We start from the raw sequence: 15,052 nt of genomic DNA on the forward strand, positions 1-15,052 counted from the left end.
CGTCCGGCGGGCAGTCAGCGCAGGGTTTCGGTGGCGACCGCGCGGACGGCGGCGGTCAGGGCGTTCAGCACGTCGGACTCCAGCCGCCAGTGCTGCCAGTACAGCGGGACGTCCAGGTGTCGACCCGGCGCGAGGTCGACACAGCGACCGCCGCCCAGGTCGGCCGCGGCGATCTGTTCCGGCACCAGGCCCCAGCCCAACCCGAGCCGGATCGCCGCACTGAAGGCCGGCACCGACGGCACGTAGTGCACCGGCGGGTCGAGCGGCCGGCCTGTCACCACCCGGATGAAGCGGTGTTGCACCCGGTCCTTCCGGTCGAAGACGATCAGCGGCGCGCCCGCCAGCGCGGACGCGGTGAGTCCCTCGCCGAAGTGGGACGCCGCGAATTCCGGCGTAGCGAGCGCGCGGTAGCGCATGGCTCCGAGCCCCAGCACCCGGCAGCCCTGCACGGCCTCCCGCTGGGCGGTGACGGCCGCCGTCACCGAACCGTCGCGGAGCAGCTCGGCGGTGTGGTCCTGATCGTCCTGCCGCAGGTCGAACGAGAGCCCGGCCCGCTGCGGCAACCGGGCCAGCGCGGCGGGGAACCAGGTGGCCAGCGAGTCCGCATTGACCACCACGGCGACCCGGGTCAGGCCACCGCCGGCCAGCGGGCCGCGAGCATCGGCCAGCGCCTCCCGTTCGAGCAGGGCGAGCTGGCCGGCCAGGCGTAGCAGCGGACGGCCCGCGTCGGTTGCCACGCAGGGTCGGGCACGGCGGACCAGCACCTGGCCGACGATCTCCTCCAACGCCTTGATCCGTTGGCTCACCGCCGACGGCGTGACGTGCAGCAACCGGGCCGCCGCGTCGAAGCTGCCCTCCGCCACCACCGCCGCGAGCGTCCGCAGCTGCGCCGAGTCGAGACCATCCATTAGCTGAGCTTAAGTTACGTCAGGATCTTTAGTTGGACTGGCGGCTGTCGGCAGCCCTAGCGTCAAGTCCGTGCTCACCTCCGCCGTCGCCGGCTTCTCGATCTCCATCGCGCTCATCGTCGCCATCGGCGCTCAGAACGCCTTCGTCCTGCGCCAGGGCCTCCGACGCGAACACGTCGTACCCGTGGTGCTGACCTGCGCCGCGTCGGACGCGCTGCTGATCATGGCGGGAGTGGCCGGGGTCGGTTCGCTGGTGACCGGCCGACCGGGCCTGCTGATGGCGATCCGCTGGGGCGGTGCGGCCTTCCTGCTCTGCTACGCGGGGCTCGCCGCCCGCCGCGCCCTGCGTCCCGGCGCCCTGCTGCCCACCGAGCGGCCGCCGGCCACGTTGGCGGCGACCCTGCTCGCCTGCGCCGCCTTCACCTACCTGAACCCGCACGTCTACCTGGACACAGTGCTGCTCCTGGGCAGCGTGGCCCAACAACACCCGCACCGGTGGGTCTTCGGCGCCGGCGCCGCAGTGGCCAGTGTGGTCTGGTTCACCGCGCTCGGCCTCGGCGCGCAGCGCCTCGCACCGCTGCTCGCCCGCGCCGTCGCCTGGCGGGTGCTGGACGCGGTCATCGCCGTCGTGATGGCCGGGCTCGCCGTGGCACTCCTGCTGGGCTGACCGGTTCGTACCCGGCCGCGCTCGCCGTGGCACTTCCACCCGGCCGCCCGGCACATTCGGCGAGCACCGCCGACGCCACCGGGACCAGGACCGACGACGATGCGAGTGTTTTCCGCGACCACCGGCGGTGGAACTGGCCTCGAGCGGGAATGATTGCCGGGTGCGGTTCCTTCACGGCGCGGCTCCCGCGCACGACCTGACCTATACCGACGTCTTCATGGCGCCGGCCCGCTCCGACCTTGGCTCCCGGCTCGACGTCGACCTCTCCACCGGCGACGGCACCGGCACCACCATTCCGTTGGTGGTGTCGAACATGACCGCGGTCGCCGGACGGCGAATGGCGGAGACGGTCGCCCGCCGGGGTGCCATCACGGTGATTCCGCAGGACATCCCGATCGAGGTGGTGGCGAATGTCGTCGCCTGGGTCAAGCAGCGCCACCTGGTCTACGACACCCCCATCACGCTGGGCCCGACCGAGACCGTGGGCGATGCCATCCATCTGCTGCCCAAGCGGTCGCACGGTGCGCTGATCGTGGTCGACGACGCCGGCCGGCCGATGGGTGTGGTCACCGAGGCGGACACCACTGGCGTGGACCGCTTCGCGCAGCTGCGCCACGTGATGTCCACCGAACTGCACACCGTCCCGGCGGACGCGGATCCTCGTACCGGTTTCGATCTGCTCTCGGCGGGCCGTCGCCGACTCGCCCCGGTGGTGGACGCCGAGGGTCGGCTGGTCGGGGTGCTGACCCGACAGGGCGCGTTGCGCGCCACCCTCTACACGCCGGCCGTGGACGACCGGGGTCGGCTTCGGATCGCGGCGGCCGTCGGGATCAACGGGGACGTGACCGGCAAGGCCGCGGCACTGCTGGAGGCGGGGGTGGACACGTTGGTCGTGGACACCGCGCACGGCCACCAGGCACGGATGATCTCCGCACTTCAGGCGGTCCGGAAGCTGGACCCGGGGGTGCCGGTGGCGGCCGGCAACGTGGTCACCGCCGAGGGCGTACGCGACCTGGTGGAGGCGGGGGCGGACATCATCAAGGTCGGCGTCGGCCCGGGAGCGATGTGCACCACCCGGATGATGACCGGCGTGGGTCGACCGCAGTTCTCCGCCGTGCTCGACTGCGCGGCCGCCGCCCGCCAACTGGGCCGGCACGTGTGGGCCGACGGCGGGGTGCGCCACCCCCGGGACGTGGCGCTCGCGCTCGCCGCCGGCGCGTCGAACGTGATGATCGGCTCCTGGTTCGCCGGCACCTACGAGTCCCCCGGTGACCTCTACACCGACGCGGACGGCCGACGGTACAAGGAGAGCTTCGGGATGGCCTCGGCTCGGGCGGTCAGCGCCCGAACCGCCGACGACAGCCCGTACGACCGGGCCCGCAAGGCGGTGTTCGAGGAGGGCATCTCCTCGGCCCGGATGCACCTGGACCCGGCCCGCCCCGGTGTCGAGGACCTGATCGACGAGATCATCGCGGGGGTACGCAGCGCCTTCACCTACGCCGGCGCACGGGACCTGACCCAGTTCCACGAGCGGGCCATCGTCGGCGTGCAGAGCGCCGCCGGCTTCACCGAAGGAATGCCCCTCCCCACCAGCTGGTAACCCCACCGCCCACCCTCGTTGATCATGAAGTTATTGCTTCCGGCATCGGCGTGTCATGGCAATAACTTCATGATCAACGGAGGAAGGGCGGGTTGGCGGGGGCGGGAGGGGCGGGGTTAGGTCGAGAGTCGGCGTAGCACGGCGCGGGCTGCCTCGCGGGGGTTGTCGCCCACGCGGTCGGGCAGTGCGCCGGCCAGCCAGAGGGTGGCGAAGCCGTGCGCGATCGACCAGGCCGCGAGCGAGTCCCGGTCGGTGTCGGCGGGCGCGCCGCCGCTGGACAGCGCCGCCACCCCGGAGCGGAGCGCGCCGCCGGCCCGGCCCCGCGCCGCGATCAGCTCGGCGTCGTCGGCCCGGTAGAGCTCCGGCCGGAACATCACCTCGAAGTACGCCCGGTGCGTGACGGCGAAGTCGACGTACGCGACGCCGGCCTCCAACAGGTCGTCATCCGCCTCGGCCAACGTCTGGGCCAGAAGGTCGAAGCCCTGCGCGGCGAGTGCGGTGAGCAGGCCCGCCTTGTCGCCGAAGTGGTGTGCGGGCGCGGCGTGCGAGACACCGGCCCGGCGGGCCAGGTCGCGCAGGCTCAGCGCGGCGGGTCCGACCTCGCCGACGGCCTCCAGTGCCGCGGCGAGCAGAGCACGGCGCAGGTCGCCGTGGTGGTAGGCGCGGGTGTCGGTCATGAGCGAATCCTATCTTGCCATTGACAAGATGCGCCAGTGACGCGCAATCTTGTCACCGGCAAGTTTCACAGAGGAGGATTCCGATGGCACCCCTGATCGCCCTGATCGTCGGCACCGCGCTGGCCCGAATCGCCGGCCTGGCCGGCGTCTCCGCACTGGACGGCTGGCATCCCGCGTTGCGCGTCGGGCTGGCCGTGATGTTCACGCTCACCGCCGTCGCGCACTTCGTCGGCCAGCGCCGCGCCGACCTGATCGCGATGGTCCCGCCCCGACTGCCCCGTCCGAACCTGCTGGTCACCGTGACCGGCGTACTGGAGCTGGTCGGCGCGGTCGGCCTCCTGGTGCCGGCGACCGCCCGGGTCGCGGCGGCCGGGCTCGGCCTGCTCATGCTCGCCATGTTCCCGGCCAACGTCTCGGCCGCCCGGCGCAGACTGACCCTCGCCGGCCGCCCGGTCACCCCGCTCGCACAGCGAACCGCCCTACAGATCGTGTTCGTGGCCACCGCTGCGGCAATTTCGTTTGGCCCCTGACTATCAGGGGGCTAACCTACCGTTCGTGGAACTCGTGACCCTTCAGGACGTGCCGCTCGGCCGGCTGCTGGTGGTGGCCGGGCACCTGGTCGGGCAGCGGTGGAACCGCTACCTCGCCGAGGAGCACGGCCTCACCCAGGCCGGCATGATCACTCTGATGACGCTCGCCCGACACGGCGAGTTGCCGCACCGGGCGGTCGCCGAGAAGGGGTTCGTCCGGCCGGCGACCCTGACCGGCATCGTCGACACGCTTGAGCGCGACGGCCTGGTCGAGCGGCAGCGCGACGACAACGACCGACGCAGCATCCGACTCGCCATCACCCCCGCCGGGCGGGAACGGGTGGCCGCGCTCGGCGCGCTCATGCACTCCGGACGGCCCCTCACCTCGGTCGACGCCGACCCGGCGAAGGCCCAGGTGATCCGGGAGTTCCTGCTTGAGGTCATCGGCAGCGGAGACGACCCGCGGATGACCGGACGCCCTACCGAAACGAAGGACCCGGCGTGCTGATCCGACTCCTGCGCGGCCAACTGCGCACCTATCAGAGACCGTTGCTGGCGGTCGTGCTGCTCCAGTTCGTGGGCACCATGGCCTCGCTCTACCTGCCCAGCCTCAACGCGGACATCATCGACCAGGGTGTGGCCCGGGGCGACACCGACTACATCGTGCGCACCGGCGGCTGGATGCTGCTGGTCAGCCTCATCCAGATCGTCTGCTCGATCGCGGCGGTCTACCTGGGCGCCCGGGTCGCGATGGGCTTCGGCCGCGACGTACGCGCCGAACTGTTCGGGCACGTCAACCGCTTCTCCGCCCGCGAGGTGGCCCGGTTCGGGGCACCGTCGCTGATCACCCGCAACACCAACGACGTCCAGCAGGTGCAGATGCTCGTGCTGATGAGCTGCACGATGCTCGTCGCCGCACCGATCATGAGCGTCGGCGGCGTGTTCATGGCGTTGCGTGAGGACGTCGGGCTCTCCTGGCTGATGCTGGTCAGCGTGCCGGTGCTGGCCATCGCCCTCGGCGCGATCATCCGTCGGATGGTGCCGGGCTTCCGGCTGATGCAGACCCGCATCGACACGGTCAACCGGGTGCTGCGGGAGCAGATCACCGGCATCCGGGTGGTCCGTGCGTTCGTCCGAGAGCCGTACGAGACGGACCGCTTCGCCGTCGCGAACGCCGACCTGACCGCGACCGCGCTGCGTACCGGTCGGTTGCTGGCGTTGATCTTCCCGGTGGTCATGCTGGTGCTGAACGTCTCCAGCGTCGCGGTGCTCTGGTTCGGCGCGCAGCGGGTGGACGCCGGCGCGATCCAGGTCGGCGCGCTCACCGCGTTCCTGCAGTACCTGATGCAGATCCTGATGGCGGTCATGATGGCCACCTTCATGCTGATGATGGTGCCGAGGGCGGCGGTCTGCGCCGAGCGGATCGTCGAGGTGCTGGACACCGACTCCTCGGTGGTCCCGGCCGCCGCGCCGGTCACCGAACTGCCCACCCGAGCCGAGTTGGAGCTGCGCCGGGTGCGCTTCCAGTACCCGGGCGCTGTGGAGCCGGTGCTGCGCGACATCTCCTTCCGGGCGACCCCGGGCACCACCACAGCGATCATCGGCAGCACCGGCGCGGGCAAGACGACGCTGCTGTCGCTGATTCCCCGCCTGGTCGACGTCACCGACGGCGCGGTGCTGGTCGACGGGGTGGACGTGCGGGAGTTGGCGCCGGACGAGCTGTGGCGACGCATCGGCCTGGTGCCGCAGCGGCCGTACCTGTTCACCGGGACGGTCGCCAGCAACCTGCGCTACGGCAACCCGGACGCCACCGACGAGGAGCTGTGGACGGCGCTGGAGATCGCCCAGGCCCGGGACTTCGTGGCCCAGATGCCCGGCGGGCTGGACGCCCCGATCGCGCAGGGCGGCACCACAGTCTCCGGTGGGCAGCGGCAGCGCCTGGCCATCGCCCGAGCCCTGGTCCGGCAACCGGAGATCTACCTCTTCGACGACTCGTTCTCCGCGCTCGACCTGGGCACCGACGCGCGGCTGCGAGCGGCCCTGCGGCCGGTAACCGCGCAGGCGGCGGTGGTGATCGTGGCCCAGCGGGTCTCCACGATCATCGACGCCGATCAGATCATCGTCCTGGAAAACGGAGGGGTCGTCGGAGTGGGACGACATGCGGAGTTGTTGGACACCTGCCCGACGTACGCCGAGATCGTGGCCTCGCAGCAGACCACGGAGGTGGCGGCATGAGCGAGCGTGACGAGCCGCGCACCGCGGCCGTACCCAGTCAGAAGCCGGCCGGCGACGGACGGACGCCCGACGAGACCGCGCAGCAACCCGGCGGGGAATCCACGCCGGAGGCCGGCAGTGGATCCGCGCCGGAGACCGGCAGTGGCGCGCCGACGCCGAAGCGGCTTCCGCCCGGCCGTCAGGGCGGCGGCCCGGGATGGATGAGCGCCGGGATGCCCGCCGAGAAGTCGATGAACTTCGGACCGTCGGCCCGACGCCTGCTCGGCCGGCTGCGCTCGCACCGACTGCACCTGGCCGCGATCATCACGTTGGCTGTGGTGAGCGTCGGGTTCAGCGTGGCCGGGCCGAAGATCCTCGGGCACGCCACCGACCTGATCTTCACTGGGGTGATCGGTCGGCAACTGCCCGCCGGCACCACCGCCGAGCAGGCCGTCGCGGCGGCCCGGGCCAGCGGCAACGACAGCTTCGCCGACATGCTGGCCCGGATGGACGTGGTGCCCGGGGTGGGCATCGACTTCAGCGCCCTGAGTCGGGTGCTGCTGCTGGCGCTGGGGCTCTACCTCGCGGCGAGCCTGCTGTCCTGGTGGCAGGGTTGGCTGCTCAACGGGGTGGTCCAGCGCACCGTGCTGCGGTTGCGCGCCGAGGTGGAGGAGAAGCTCAACCGGCTGCCGCTGCCCTACTTCGACCGGCAGCCGCGCGGTGAGTTGCTCAGCCGGGTCACCAACGACATCGACAACATCTCCACCAGCCTCCAGCAGACCCTCAGCCAGCTGCTCACCTCGCTGCTGACAGTCGTCGGCGTGCTGGCCGTGATGTTCTGGATCTCGCCGGTGCTGGCCCTGGTGGCCCTGGTCGCGGTGCCGTTGTCGGTGTTGGTCACCCAGCGCATCGCCAAGCGCTCGCAGAAGCAGTTCATCGCCCAGTGGACGCACACCGGCGAGTTGAACGGCCAGATCGAGGAGGCGTACACCGGTCATGAGCTGGTGAAGGTCTTCGGCCGTCAGCGTGAGGTCGAGGCCGCGTTCCACGCGAAGAACGAGGAGCTGTTCCGGGCCAGCTTCGGGGCACAGTTCATCTCCGGGATCATCATGCCGTCGATGATGTTCATCGGAAACCTGAGCTACGTGGCGATCGCCGTGGTCGGCGGGCTGCGGGTCGCCTCCGGCACGATGAGCCTCGGTGACGTGCAGGCGTTCATCCAGTACTCCCGCCAGTTCACCCAGCCGCTCACCCAACTCGCCTCGATGGCCAACCTGCTCCAGTCCGGGGTGGCCTCGGCCGAGCGGGTCTTCGCGGTGCTCGACGCGGACGAGCAGACCCCCGACCCGGTCGCGCCGGCCCGGGTCACCGACCCGCACGGTCGGGTCGAGTTCGAGCACGTCTCGTTCCGCTACGAGCCGGACAAGCCCCTGATCGACGACCTGTCGCTGGTCGCCGAGCCCGGGCACACGGTGGCCATCGTCGGCCCGACCGGCGCCGGCAAGACCACGCTGGTCAACCTGGTGATGCGGTTCTACGAGCTGGACGCCGGCCGGATCACGCTCGACGGGGTGGACATCACCACGATGCGCCGCGACGACCTGCGCGGCCGTATCGGCATGGTGCTCCAGGACACCTGGCTGTTCGGCGGCACCATCCGGGACAACATCGCCTACGGGCGGCCGGACGCGACCGAGGAGGAGATTCTCGCCGCCGCCCGGGCCACCTTCGTGGACCGGTTCGTACGCAGCCTGCCCGACGGCTACGACACCGTCATCGACGAGGAGGGCAGCAACGTCAGCGCCGGCGAGAAGCAGCTCATCACCATCGCGCGGGCCTTCCTCGCCGAGCCGTCACTGCTGATCCTCGACGAGGCCACCAGCTCGGTGGACACCCGCACCGAGGTGCTGCTGCAACGGGCGATGGCCGCGCTGCGCTCGGACCGGACCAGCTTCGTGATCGCGCACCGGCTCTCCACCATCCGCGACGCCGACCTGATCCTGATGATGGAGGACGGTCGGATCGTCGAGCAGGGCACCCACGAGCAGTTGCTCGCCGCCCAGGGCGCGTACCACCGGCTCTACCGCTCACAGTTCACCGGCGCGGTGGTCGACGAGGAACCGGCCGCCCAACCGGCGTCGGTCTGAGGTCGGGCGGCCGTGCGCGCGAGACGATCGGTGGGCGTGTCAGTCCGACGGCAGCAGGTCGGTCGCGCGGGTGGCGACCTGCCCGCCGATCAGGGCGAGAGCCGCGTCGGCGGGCATCGGGGCCAGGGCGCGGCCGCCGCGCAGGCGCAGCGCGAGGTGCCCGTCGGCCACCTCCCGGGCACCCAGCACCCCGAGGTACGGGACGCGGCGGCGGGCCGCGTCCCGGACCCGGGCGCCCAGCGACCCGGCGGCGTCGACCTCGACCCGCAGGCCGGCATCGCCCGCCCGTCGAGCCAGGTCGGCCGCCGCGTCGACCTGACCGTCGTCGACCGGCAGCAGCACCAACTGGACGGGCGCGTACCAGGCCGGGAAGGCCCCCTCGTGCACCTCGATGAGGTACGCGAACAGCCGCTCCATGCTGCCGACCAGGCTGCGGTGCACCATGACCGGCCGACGCCGGCTGCCGTCCGAGTCGGTGTACGACAGGTCGAACCGTTCCGGCTTGTCGAAGTCCAGTTGGATGGTGGAGATGGTCGACTCCCGCCCAGCCGCGTCGACGATCTGAATGTCGATCTTCGGACCGTAGAAGGCAGCCTCCCCCGGCGCCTCGACGTACTCCACCCCGGCCAGCGCCTCCCGGAGCAACTCCTCGGCGTGGGCCCACTGGGCGTCGTCGCCGACGTACTTCTCGCCCGGCCCCCGCAGCGACAGCCGGAACCCGGCCGGCCGGACACCGAGCGCGGCGTGCGCGGCACGGATCAGCCCGAGGATCTCGACGACCTCCGCGCCGACCTGCTCGGGGGCGCAGAAGGTGTGCGCGTCGTTGAGCGAGATGGCGCGTACCCGGGACAACCCGCCGAGCACACCGGAGCGCTCCGAGCGGTACATCCCGCCCAGCTCGGCGATGCGCAACGGCAACTCCCGGTAGGAACGGCCCCGCGCCCGGAAGACCAACGCGTGGTGCGGGCAGAGCGCCGGCCGCAGCACGAACTCGTCGTCGGCGCTCAGCCGCATCGGCGGAAACATGTCGTCGGCGAAGTAGCCGAGATGGCCGGAGAGTTCGAAGAGTTCCCGCTTGCCCAGCGGCGGCGAGTAGACGTGCTGGTGACCGGAGCGGCGCTCCAACTCCCGGACGTACTCCTCGACGGCGTGCCGGGCTGCGGCACCGGCCGGCAGCCAGATCGGCAGGCCGGCACCGGCCAGCGGATCGGAGACGAAGAGGTCCAGCTCGCGGCCGAGCCTACGGTGGTCGATCATGTCGGGCTCCTGGATCGGGTACGACCCGGAGGCGACCTGAGCTCCGAACGGCGCGCTGCCCTCGGGGGCGGATCGCCCCGGGGCCTGGTCGACGGTGGTTACGTCAGAGCGGCGCGCCGGGGGCACCCGGCGTCGTGGTCATCACTACCGCGCTGCGCATACGGCGACCGTACCCGCGCGACGTTCGGGGATGCACCCGGATTTGTGGCGGAGGGGTGGGCCGCCGGCGCGGGACCCGCCGGCGGCCCTGGCGGCCGAATCGTCAGGAACGGGGGACCCGACGGGCGTGGCCGCGCCGACAACGGTACGCCGACGAGCGCCGTTCTGCCGCCCGCCTCAAACGGGTGCAAGAGCCTCCGAACCCGTCACCCGGCAGCGATCGGCCTCGTTGTAGCTGGGTGGCCCAGTCGTGTCGACGGTCACGACGGGCCGGGGCCGTCCACCGTGACGCCGGACACGACGTCAGGCTCAAGACACCCAATCGGCCGCATCCGGCGAGGTGGCAGGCGTGCCCGAACTTCTGACTGACGTCGCGTCGCCGACGTGGGCGTACCTGGTGCTGCTCGCGCTGCTGATCGCGGACGCCTTCGTGCCGGTGATTCCCACCCAGATCGTCATGATCACCAGTGGTGCGCTCACCGTCTACGGCGGGCTCAGCCTGCCGGTCACCATCGCCGTCGGCGCGCTCGGCGTATTCGCCGGCGACCTGGCCTGCTACCTGCTCGGGCGCAGCGCACCGGACCGGCGGCCACCCCGGCACGCCGAGCTGAGCCGCGCCCGCCGGGTGGCCAGCCGGGTCACCCAGGGGCTGCGACAACCCGGGCCGCTGGTCATCCTGCTCTGCCGGTTCGTGCCCGGCGGCCGGATGGCGGCCTGCTTCTCGGCCGGGCGCAGCCGCTACCCGTACCGCCTGTTCGTGCTCTACGAGGCCGTCGCCGCGCTGGGCTGGGCCACCTACGGCGCGCTGGTCGGGCACCTGGGCGGCACCGCTCTGACCGAGTCGGCCTGGCGGCTGGCCATCATCGCCACCGCCGCGGCGGCCGGCTTCGCCGCGGCCGGGTGGGCGATGACAGTGGTCAGCGCCCGCCACGCCCGCGCCGCCGCCGCTGTCACCGCCGTCGACGTCCCCATCGACTGAGTGCCGCGCCCCAGCCTCCGCGATCTTGCACTTACCGTCCCGGCAAAATGGGGCATGCCGCACATACGAACGACCGAAAATGCAAGATCGCGGCGGGTTGCCGGAAGGCCTCTAGGGGTGGTCCCGGGGGTCGATTTCGGTGGCTGTCCCGGATTCGGCTGGGGTGTCTGCGGCGACAGGCTGAGGCATGCCTGTTACCCGGAGTACCGGCCTGCTGGCCCTGGGCGGGATCGCCCTGGCGGCGCTGCTCACCGTGATCGGCCACCTCGAAGTCAACGACGACCTCAACCCCTGGGCGTTGACCATCAGCGACTTCGCGGTCTCCGACCGCGGCGGCGTCATCGACATCGCCATGGTGGTGCTCGCGCTCGCCACCGTGGCGTTGCTGTACGGACTGCGCCGCGCCAGCCCACCCCGGTCGCGCTCCGGTCGAACGGCCGAGCTGCTGCTCGGCGCATGGGTGGGTGGGCTGCTGCTGGCCGCCGTGGTGCCGACGAACGAGCCGGGAACCGCCATGACCACCGCCGCCTACCTGCACCGGTACGCGTCGGTGATCGCCTTCCTGGCGTTGCCGGTCGGCGGCTGGCTGCTCGCCCGACGGGACCAGCTGACCCCGGCCGCCCGATGGCTGCGCGGGCTGGCGGTGGCCAGTCTCGTCCTGGCCGCGGCCATGGTGTGGTCGGCCTATCCGGGAGACCGTGTGTTGCTCGGACTGGCCGAGCGCCTGCTCATCCTCACCGAGGTCGGTGTGCTCACCGTGGTGGCACTCGTCCTCGCCCGCTCCGGATCATCGACCCGAGTCGTCGCCGTTTAAGCTCCCACCCCGAGACGACGAAGGGACTGAGCGCCCGCCGCCGTCACTCCAGCTCGTGCAGCATGAGCTGGCGGGCCGCCTCGGTGATGGAGCCGGACAGCGACGGGTAGATGGTGATGGTCTGGGCCAGCTCGTTGACGGTGAGGTTGTTCTCCACCGCCATGGTGATGGGCAGGATCAGCTCGCTGGCCTTCGGAGCGACCACCACACCGCCGATCACCTGGCCGCTCGCGGGACGGCAGAACAGCTTCACGAAACCGTCGGAGAGGTCGTCCATCTTGGCCCGGGCGTTGCCGGACAGCGGCAGCATCACCTGCCGGGCCGGCACCTTGCCCGCGTCCACCTCGTCCTGCGAGACACCCACGGTGGCCAGCTCCGGGTCGGTGAAGACGTTCGCCGCGACGGTACGCAGCCGCAGCGGGCGGACCGCCTCACCGAGCGCGTGCCACATGGCGATCCGGCCCTGCATGGCGGCGACGCTGGCCAGCAGCAGCACGCCCGTGCAGTCGCCGGCGGCGTAGATGCCGGGCACGTTGGTCCGGGAAGCCCGGTCGACCGTCAGGTAGCCGCCCCGGCCCAGCTCCACCCCGTACTCGGTCAGACCCAGGTTGGCGGTGTTCGGGATAGAACCGACGGTGATCAGCGCGTGTGAGCCGGTCACCTTGCGGCCGTCGGAGAGCTCCACCTCGACGCCGTCGGCGGTACGCCGGACCGCGTCGGCCCGGGAGTTGTTGAGGATCTCCATGCCCCGGTTGCGGAACACCCGCTCGATGGCGGAGGCGGCGTCGGCGTCCTCGTGCGGCATCACCCGGTCCCGGCTGGAGACCAGGGTCACCTCGACCCCCATCGCCAGGTACGCGCTGGCGAACTCCGCGCCGGTCACACCGGACCCGACCACGATCAGGTGCTCGGGCAGCTCCGGCAGGTCGTACACCTGTCGCCAGGTCAGGATGCGCTCACCGTCCGGTACGGCGGTGGGCAGCTGGCGGGGCGTCGAGCCGGTGGCCACCAGCACGGTGGACGCGTCGATCGAGTACTCCTCGCCGCCGTCGGCGGGGGTGACGACGACCCGGTGGGTGTGCCCGAGGGAGTCCTCGCCGAGCCGGGCGGTGCCGGCCACGAAGGTGACCCCCGCCTTCAGCAGCTTGGCGTGGATGTCCGCGGACTGCGCCAGGGCCAGCCGCTTGACCCGCCCGTGCACCGCCCGCGCGTCGACGGTGACCGCCTCCAGGCCGTCCGAGTGCACCCCGAACTCCTCGGTGTCGCGGTAGCCGGTGACCACCTGCGAGCTGGCGATGAAGGTCTTCGACGGTACGCAGTCGGAGAGCACGCAGGCACCTCCCGCACCGTCGGCCTCCACCACTGTGACATCGGCGTCCAGCTGGGCGGCGACCAGTGCCGCCTCGTACCCGGCCGGCCCCCCGCCGATGATCACGATCCGGCTCACAGCATTCGCCCTTCGTCCATGCTCACAGTGACTTTCTTCTCCCGAGCGCATTCGACACGCACTGTCGTATTCTCCCCCACCCGTCGGCCGGGCTATCGTCATCGCCGTGCGTCATCACGCCGCCTACGGCTCAAATCTCGATCCCGCCCGGATGCGCGCCTACTGTCCGCATTCGCCGATGGTGGGAACCGGCTGGCTGGAGGGCTGGCGGCTCACCTTCGCCGGGGCGGACGTGATCGGCTGGGAGGGTGCGGTGAGCACCCTCGTCGAGTCTCCGGGTGACCGGGTCTTCGTGGCGCTCTACGACATCCACCCCTACGACGCGGGCCAACTCGACGAGATCGAGGGAGTGACCGCCGGCACGTACCGCAAGCTGCACGTGCGGGTCTCCACCCTCGACGGCGACGTGACCGCGTGGATCTACGTCTTCAACGGGTACGAGGGTGGCCTGCCGACCTCGTGGTATCTGTCGGAGATCGCGAACGCCGCCGAGAAGGCGGGCGCCCCGGACGACTACGTCACCGAGTTGCGGGCCCGCCCCACCGGCACCGCCTCGCCGTAGCAGCGCGTATCGCACCCCTCCAGTCTGCTACCGCTGTCGAGCGGAGCGCCGACCGGGCCGGGCCGGGGTCGTCAATCACACACCGGCCGCCGGAACGGAAAGTTCGTACATGTCGGTCCACTGGGTCTCCCGCAGGCCCACCGACCGGTACAGCGACAGCGGGGCGGTCGGGTTGGTGAGGTCGACGCCCAGGCCGACCGCCCGCCGCCCCTTCTCGGCGTAGCGGGCGAAGGCGCGGCGCAGCAACGCCGCACCCACTCCCCTGCGCCGGTACGCGGACAGCACCGACAGACTCTTCACCCAACCCGACTGCTGATCGAGCGCCTGGTCCGAGGACTGCAACGCGCCGACCGGCACCCCGTCCACCTCGGCGACGAACCACTCGTCCCAGGCGGTCAGGTCGCCGATCCGGGCCCGCCACCGCTCGTACGACAGCGGCTCGTGATCCGGGGTGTCGCCGAAGGCGGCCTCGTAGATCCGGTGGAACTCCACCAGGTCGGCCTCGTCGTCCGGGCGGACCGGCCGCACCGTCACGGCCGATGGACCGGCCGGCTCGTCGGGCAGGTCGTCCAACGGTCGGCTCATCCGGACGTACCGCTTGACGAGGGTGAACCCGAGCCCGCGCAGGGCGTGTTCCCAGTCACGTTCCGGGGCGAAGACCGCGCAGCGGACGGTGAGCGACGGCAGCCCCCGCTCGGCGGCGCGCTCGGCGACCCGGTCCAGTTGGCGGAGCAGCAACGGCGCGCGGACGACGGCGGCCCGTACCGGATCGACGTAGACCTCCACGAACTCCCGGCCCACAGCGGTCGGGTTGTCCACCGTCGCCCAGCCGACCACTGTGTCGTCCGGGTCGATGGCCAGCCAGGAGTCCCGGGTCGGGTCGAAGTGGGGGGCGGTCAGCGACGCCGCGACGTCCTCGGCGTCGAAGTCGGGATGGCCGATGGCGAAGGTGTCGGCGGCGTGCACCACCGCGAGGATCGCCGGCACGTCGTCGAGGGTGGGTCGGCGCGTCGTCCAACCAGCGGGAAGGGTCACGGCAGGACATCCTGGCAGTCGCTCGGCTGCGGCGCCGCCCATTTTTCCGGCCGACG

General features: G+C 71.5%; 14 protein-coding genes. 9 read left to right on the plus strand and 5 right to left on the minus strand.

The genetic code is table 11. The features are described from left to right. Nucleotides 1–14: 14 nt before the first annotated feature. On the minus strand, nt 15–908 hold the full coding sequence (locus tag GA0070561_RS02715; protein WP_091394428.1) for a LysR family transcriptional regulator ArgP: 894 nt from the start codon (nt 906–908) through the stop codon (nt 15–17). 70 nt (nt 909–978) lie between these two features. Here GA0070561_RS02715 and GA0070561_RS02720 point away from each other — a divergent pair, with 70 nt between their 5' ends. Both GA0070561_RS02720 and GA0070561_RS02725 read left to right on the plus strand, forming a co-directional pair. Beyond that, nucleotides 979–1,575 (plus strand): LysE/ArgO family amino acid transporter, encoded by a 597-nt coding sequence (locus tag GA0070561_RS02720; RefSeq protein ID WP_091394432.1) that lies wholly within the window; start codon nt 979–981, stop codon nt 1,573–1,575. Between the two features lie 160 nt (nt 1,576–1,735). Then, nucleotides 1,736–3,175: a GuaB1 family IMP dehydrogenase-related protein gene (locus tag GA0070561_RS02725; protein WP_091394435.1), complete on the plus strand. Its 1,440-nt coding sequence runs from the start codon at nt 1,736–1,738 to the stop codon at nt 3,173–3,175. A gap of 116 nt (nt 3,176–3,291) precedes the next feature. Here GA0070561_RS02725 and GA0070561_RS02730 read toward each other — a convergent pair whose 3' ends face one another. Next, on the minus strand, nt 3,292–3,852 hold the full coding sequence (locus GA0070561_RS02730) for a TetR/AcrR family transcriptional regulator (RefSeq protein ID WP_091394438.1): 561 nt from the start codon (nt 3,850–3,852) through the stop codon (nt 3,292–3,294). A gap of 83 nt (nt 3,853–3,935) precedes the next feature. On the opposite strand from GA0070561_RS02730, the gene GA0070561_RS02735 reads away from it, so the two are divergent. From GA0070561_RS02735 to GA0070561_RS02750, 4 genes are all read left to right on the plus strand, one after another. After that, nucleotides 3,936–4,382, plus strand: a complete 447-nt coding sequence (locus GA0070561_RS02735; protein WP_091394441.1) for a DoxX family protein — start codon at nt 3,936–3,938, stop codon at nt 4,380–4,382. A 25-nt stretch (nt 4,383–4,407) separates the two neighbouring features. Continuing rightward, on the plus strand, nt 4,408–4,890 hold the full coding sequence (locus tag GA0070561_RS02740; protein ID WP_091394443.1) for a MarR family winged helix-turn-helix transcriptional regulator: 483 nt from the start codon (nt 4,408–4,410) through the stop codon (nt 4,888–4,890). Then, nucleotides 4,884–6,617 carry an ABC transporter ATP-binding protein gene (locus GA0070561_RS02745; protein ID WP_091394446.1) on the plus strand — a complete coding sequence of 578 codons (1,734 nt, stop codon included), beginning with the start codon at nt 4,884–4,886 and terminating at the stop codon, nt 6,615–6,617. Before GA0070561_RS02740 ends, GA0070561_RS02745 begins: the two co-directional genes overlap by 7 nt. Before the next feature lie 200 nt (nt 6,618–6,817). Further along, entirely contained in the window at nt 6,818–8,743 is a 1,926-nt protein-coding gene (locus tag GA0070561_RS02750; RefSeq protein ID WP_225855328.1) for an ABC transporter ATP-binding protein, read from the plus strand. A 39-nt stretch (nt 8,744–8,782) separates the two neighbouring features. Here GA0070561_RS02750 and thrS read toward each other — a convergent pair whose 3' ends face one another. After that, nucleotides 8,783–10,000: a threonine--tRNA ligase gene (gene thrS / locus GA0070561_RS02755; RefSeq protein WP_091397229.1), complete on the minus strand. Its 1,218-nt coding sequence runs from the start codon at nt 9,998–10,000 to the stop codon at nt 8,783–8,785. 508 nt (nt 10,001–10,508) lie between these two features. Between thrS and GA0070561_RS02760 the strand changes: the two genes are divergently transcribed. Together GA0070561_RS02760 and GA0070561_RS02765 are read left to right on the plus strand one after the other, a co-directional pair. Further along, entirely contained in the window at nt 10,509–11,138 is a 630-nt protein-coding gene (locus GA0070561_RS02760) for a DedA family protein (RefSeq protein WP_091394450.1), read from the plus strand. Between the two features lie 187 nt (nt 11,139–11,325). Then, nucleotides 11,326–11,952: a DUF998 domain-containing protein gene (locus GA0070561_RS02765; protein WP_091394454.1), complete on the plus strand. Its 627-nt coding sequence runs from the start codon at nt 11,326–11,328 to the stop codon at nt 11,950–11,952. Nucleotides 11,953–11,995: 43 nt separating this feature from the next. Here the strand turns inward: GA0070561_RS02765 and GA0070561_RS02770 are convergent, their stop codons facing one another. Then, nucleotides 11,996–13,399 (minus strand): NAD(P)H-quinone dehydrogenase, encoded by a 1,404-nt coding sequence (locus GA0070561_RS02770; protein ID WP_091394456.1) that lies wholly within the window; start codon nt 13,397–13,399, stop codon nt 11,996–11,998. A gap of 106 nt (nt 13,400–13,505) precedes the next feature. On the opposite strand from GA0070561_RS02770, the gene GA0070561_RS02775 reads away from it, so the two are divergent. Continuing rightward, nucleotides 13,506–13,961 (plus strand): gamma-glutamylcyclotransferase family protein, encoded by a 456-nt coding sequence (locus GA0070561_RS02775; RefSeq protein ID WP_091394460.1) that lies wholly within the window; start codon nt 13,506–13,508, stop codon nt 13,959–13,961. Nucleotides 13,962–14,036: 75 nt separating this feature from the next. On the opposite strand, the gene GA0070561_RS02780 is transcribed toward GA0070561_RS02775, so the two are convergent. Continuing rightward, nucleotides 14,037–14,996 carry a GNAT family N-acetyltransferase gene (locus GA0070561_RS02780; RefSeq protein WP_091394463.1) on the minus strand — a complete coding sequence of 320 codons (960 nt, stop codon included), beginning with the start codon at nt 14,994–14,996 and terminating at the stop codon, nt 14,037–14,039. Nucleotides 14,997–15,052: the final 56 nt, after the last annotated feature.

This window comes from Micromonospora saelicesensis, assembly GCF_900091575.1.
In the GTDB taxonomy this organism is placed as follows: Bacteria; Actinomycetota; Actinomycetes; order Mycobacteriales; family Micromonosporaceae; genus Micromonospora; species Micromonospora saelicesensis.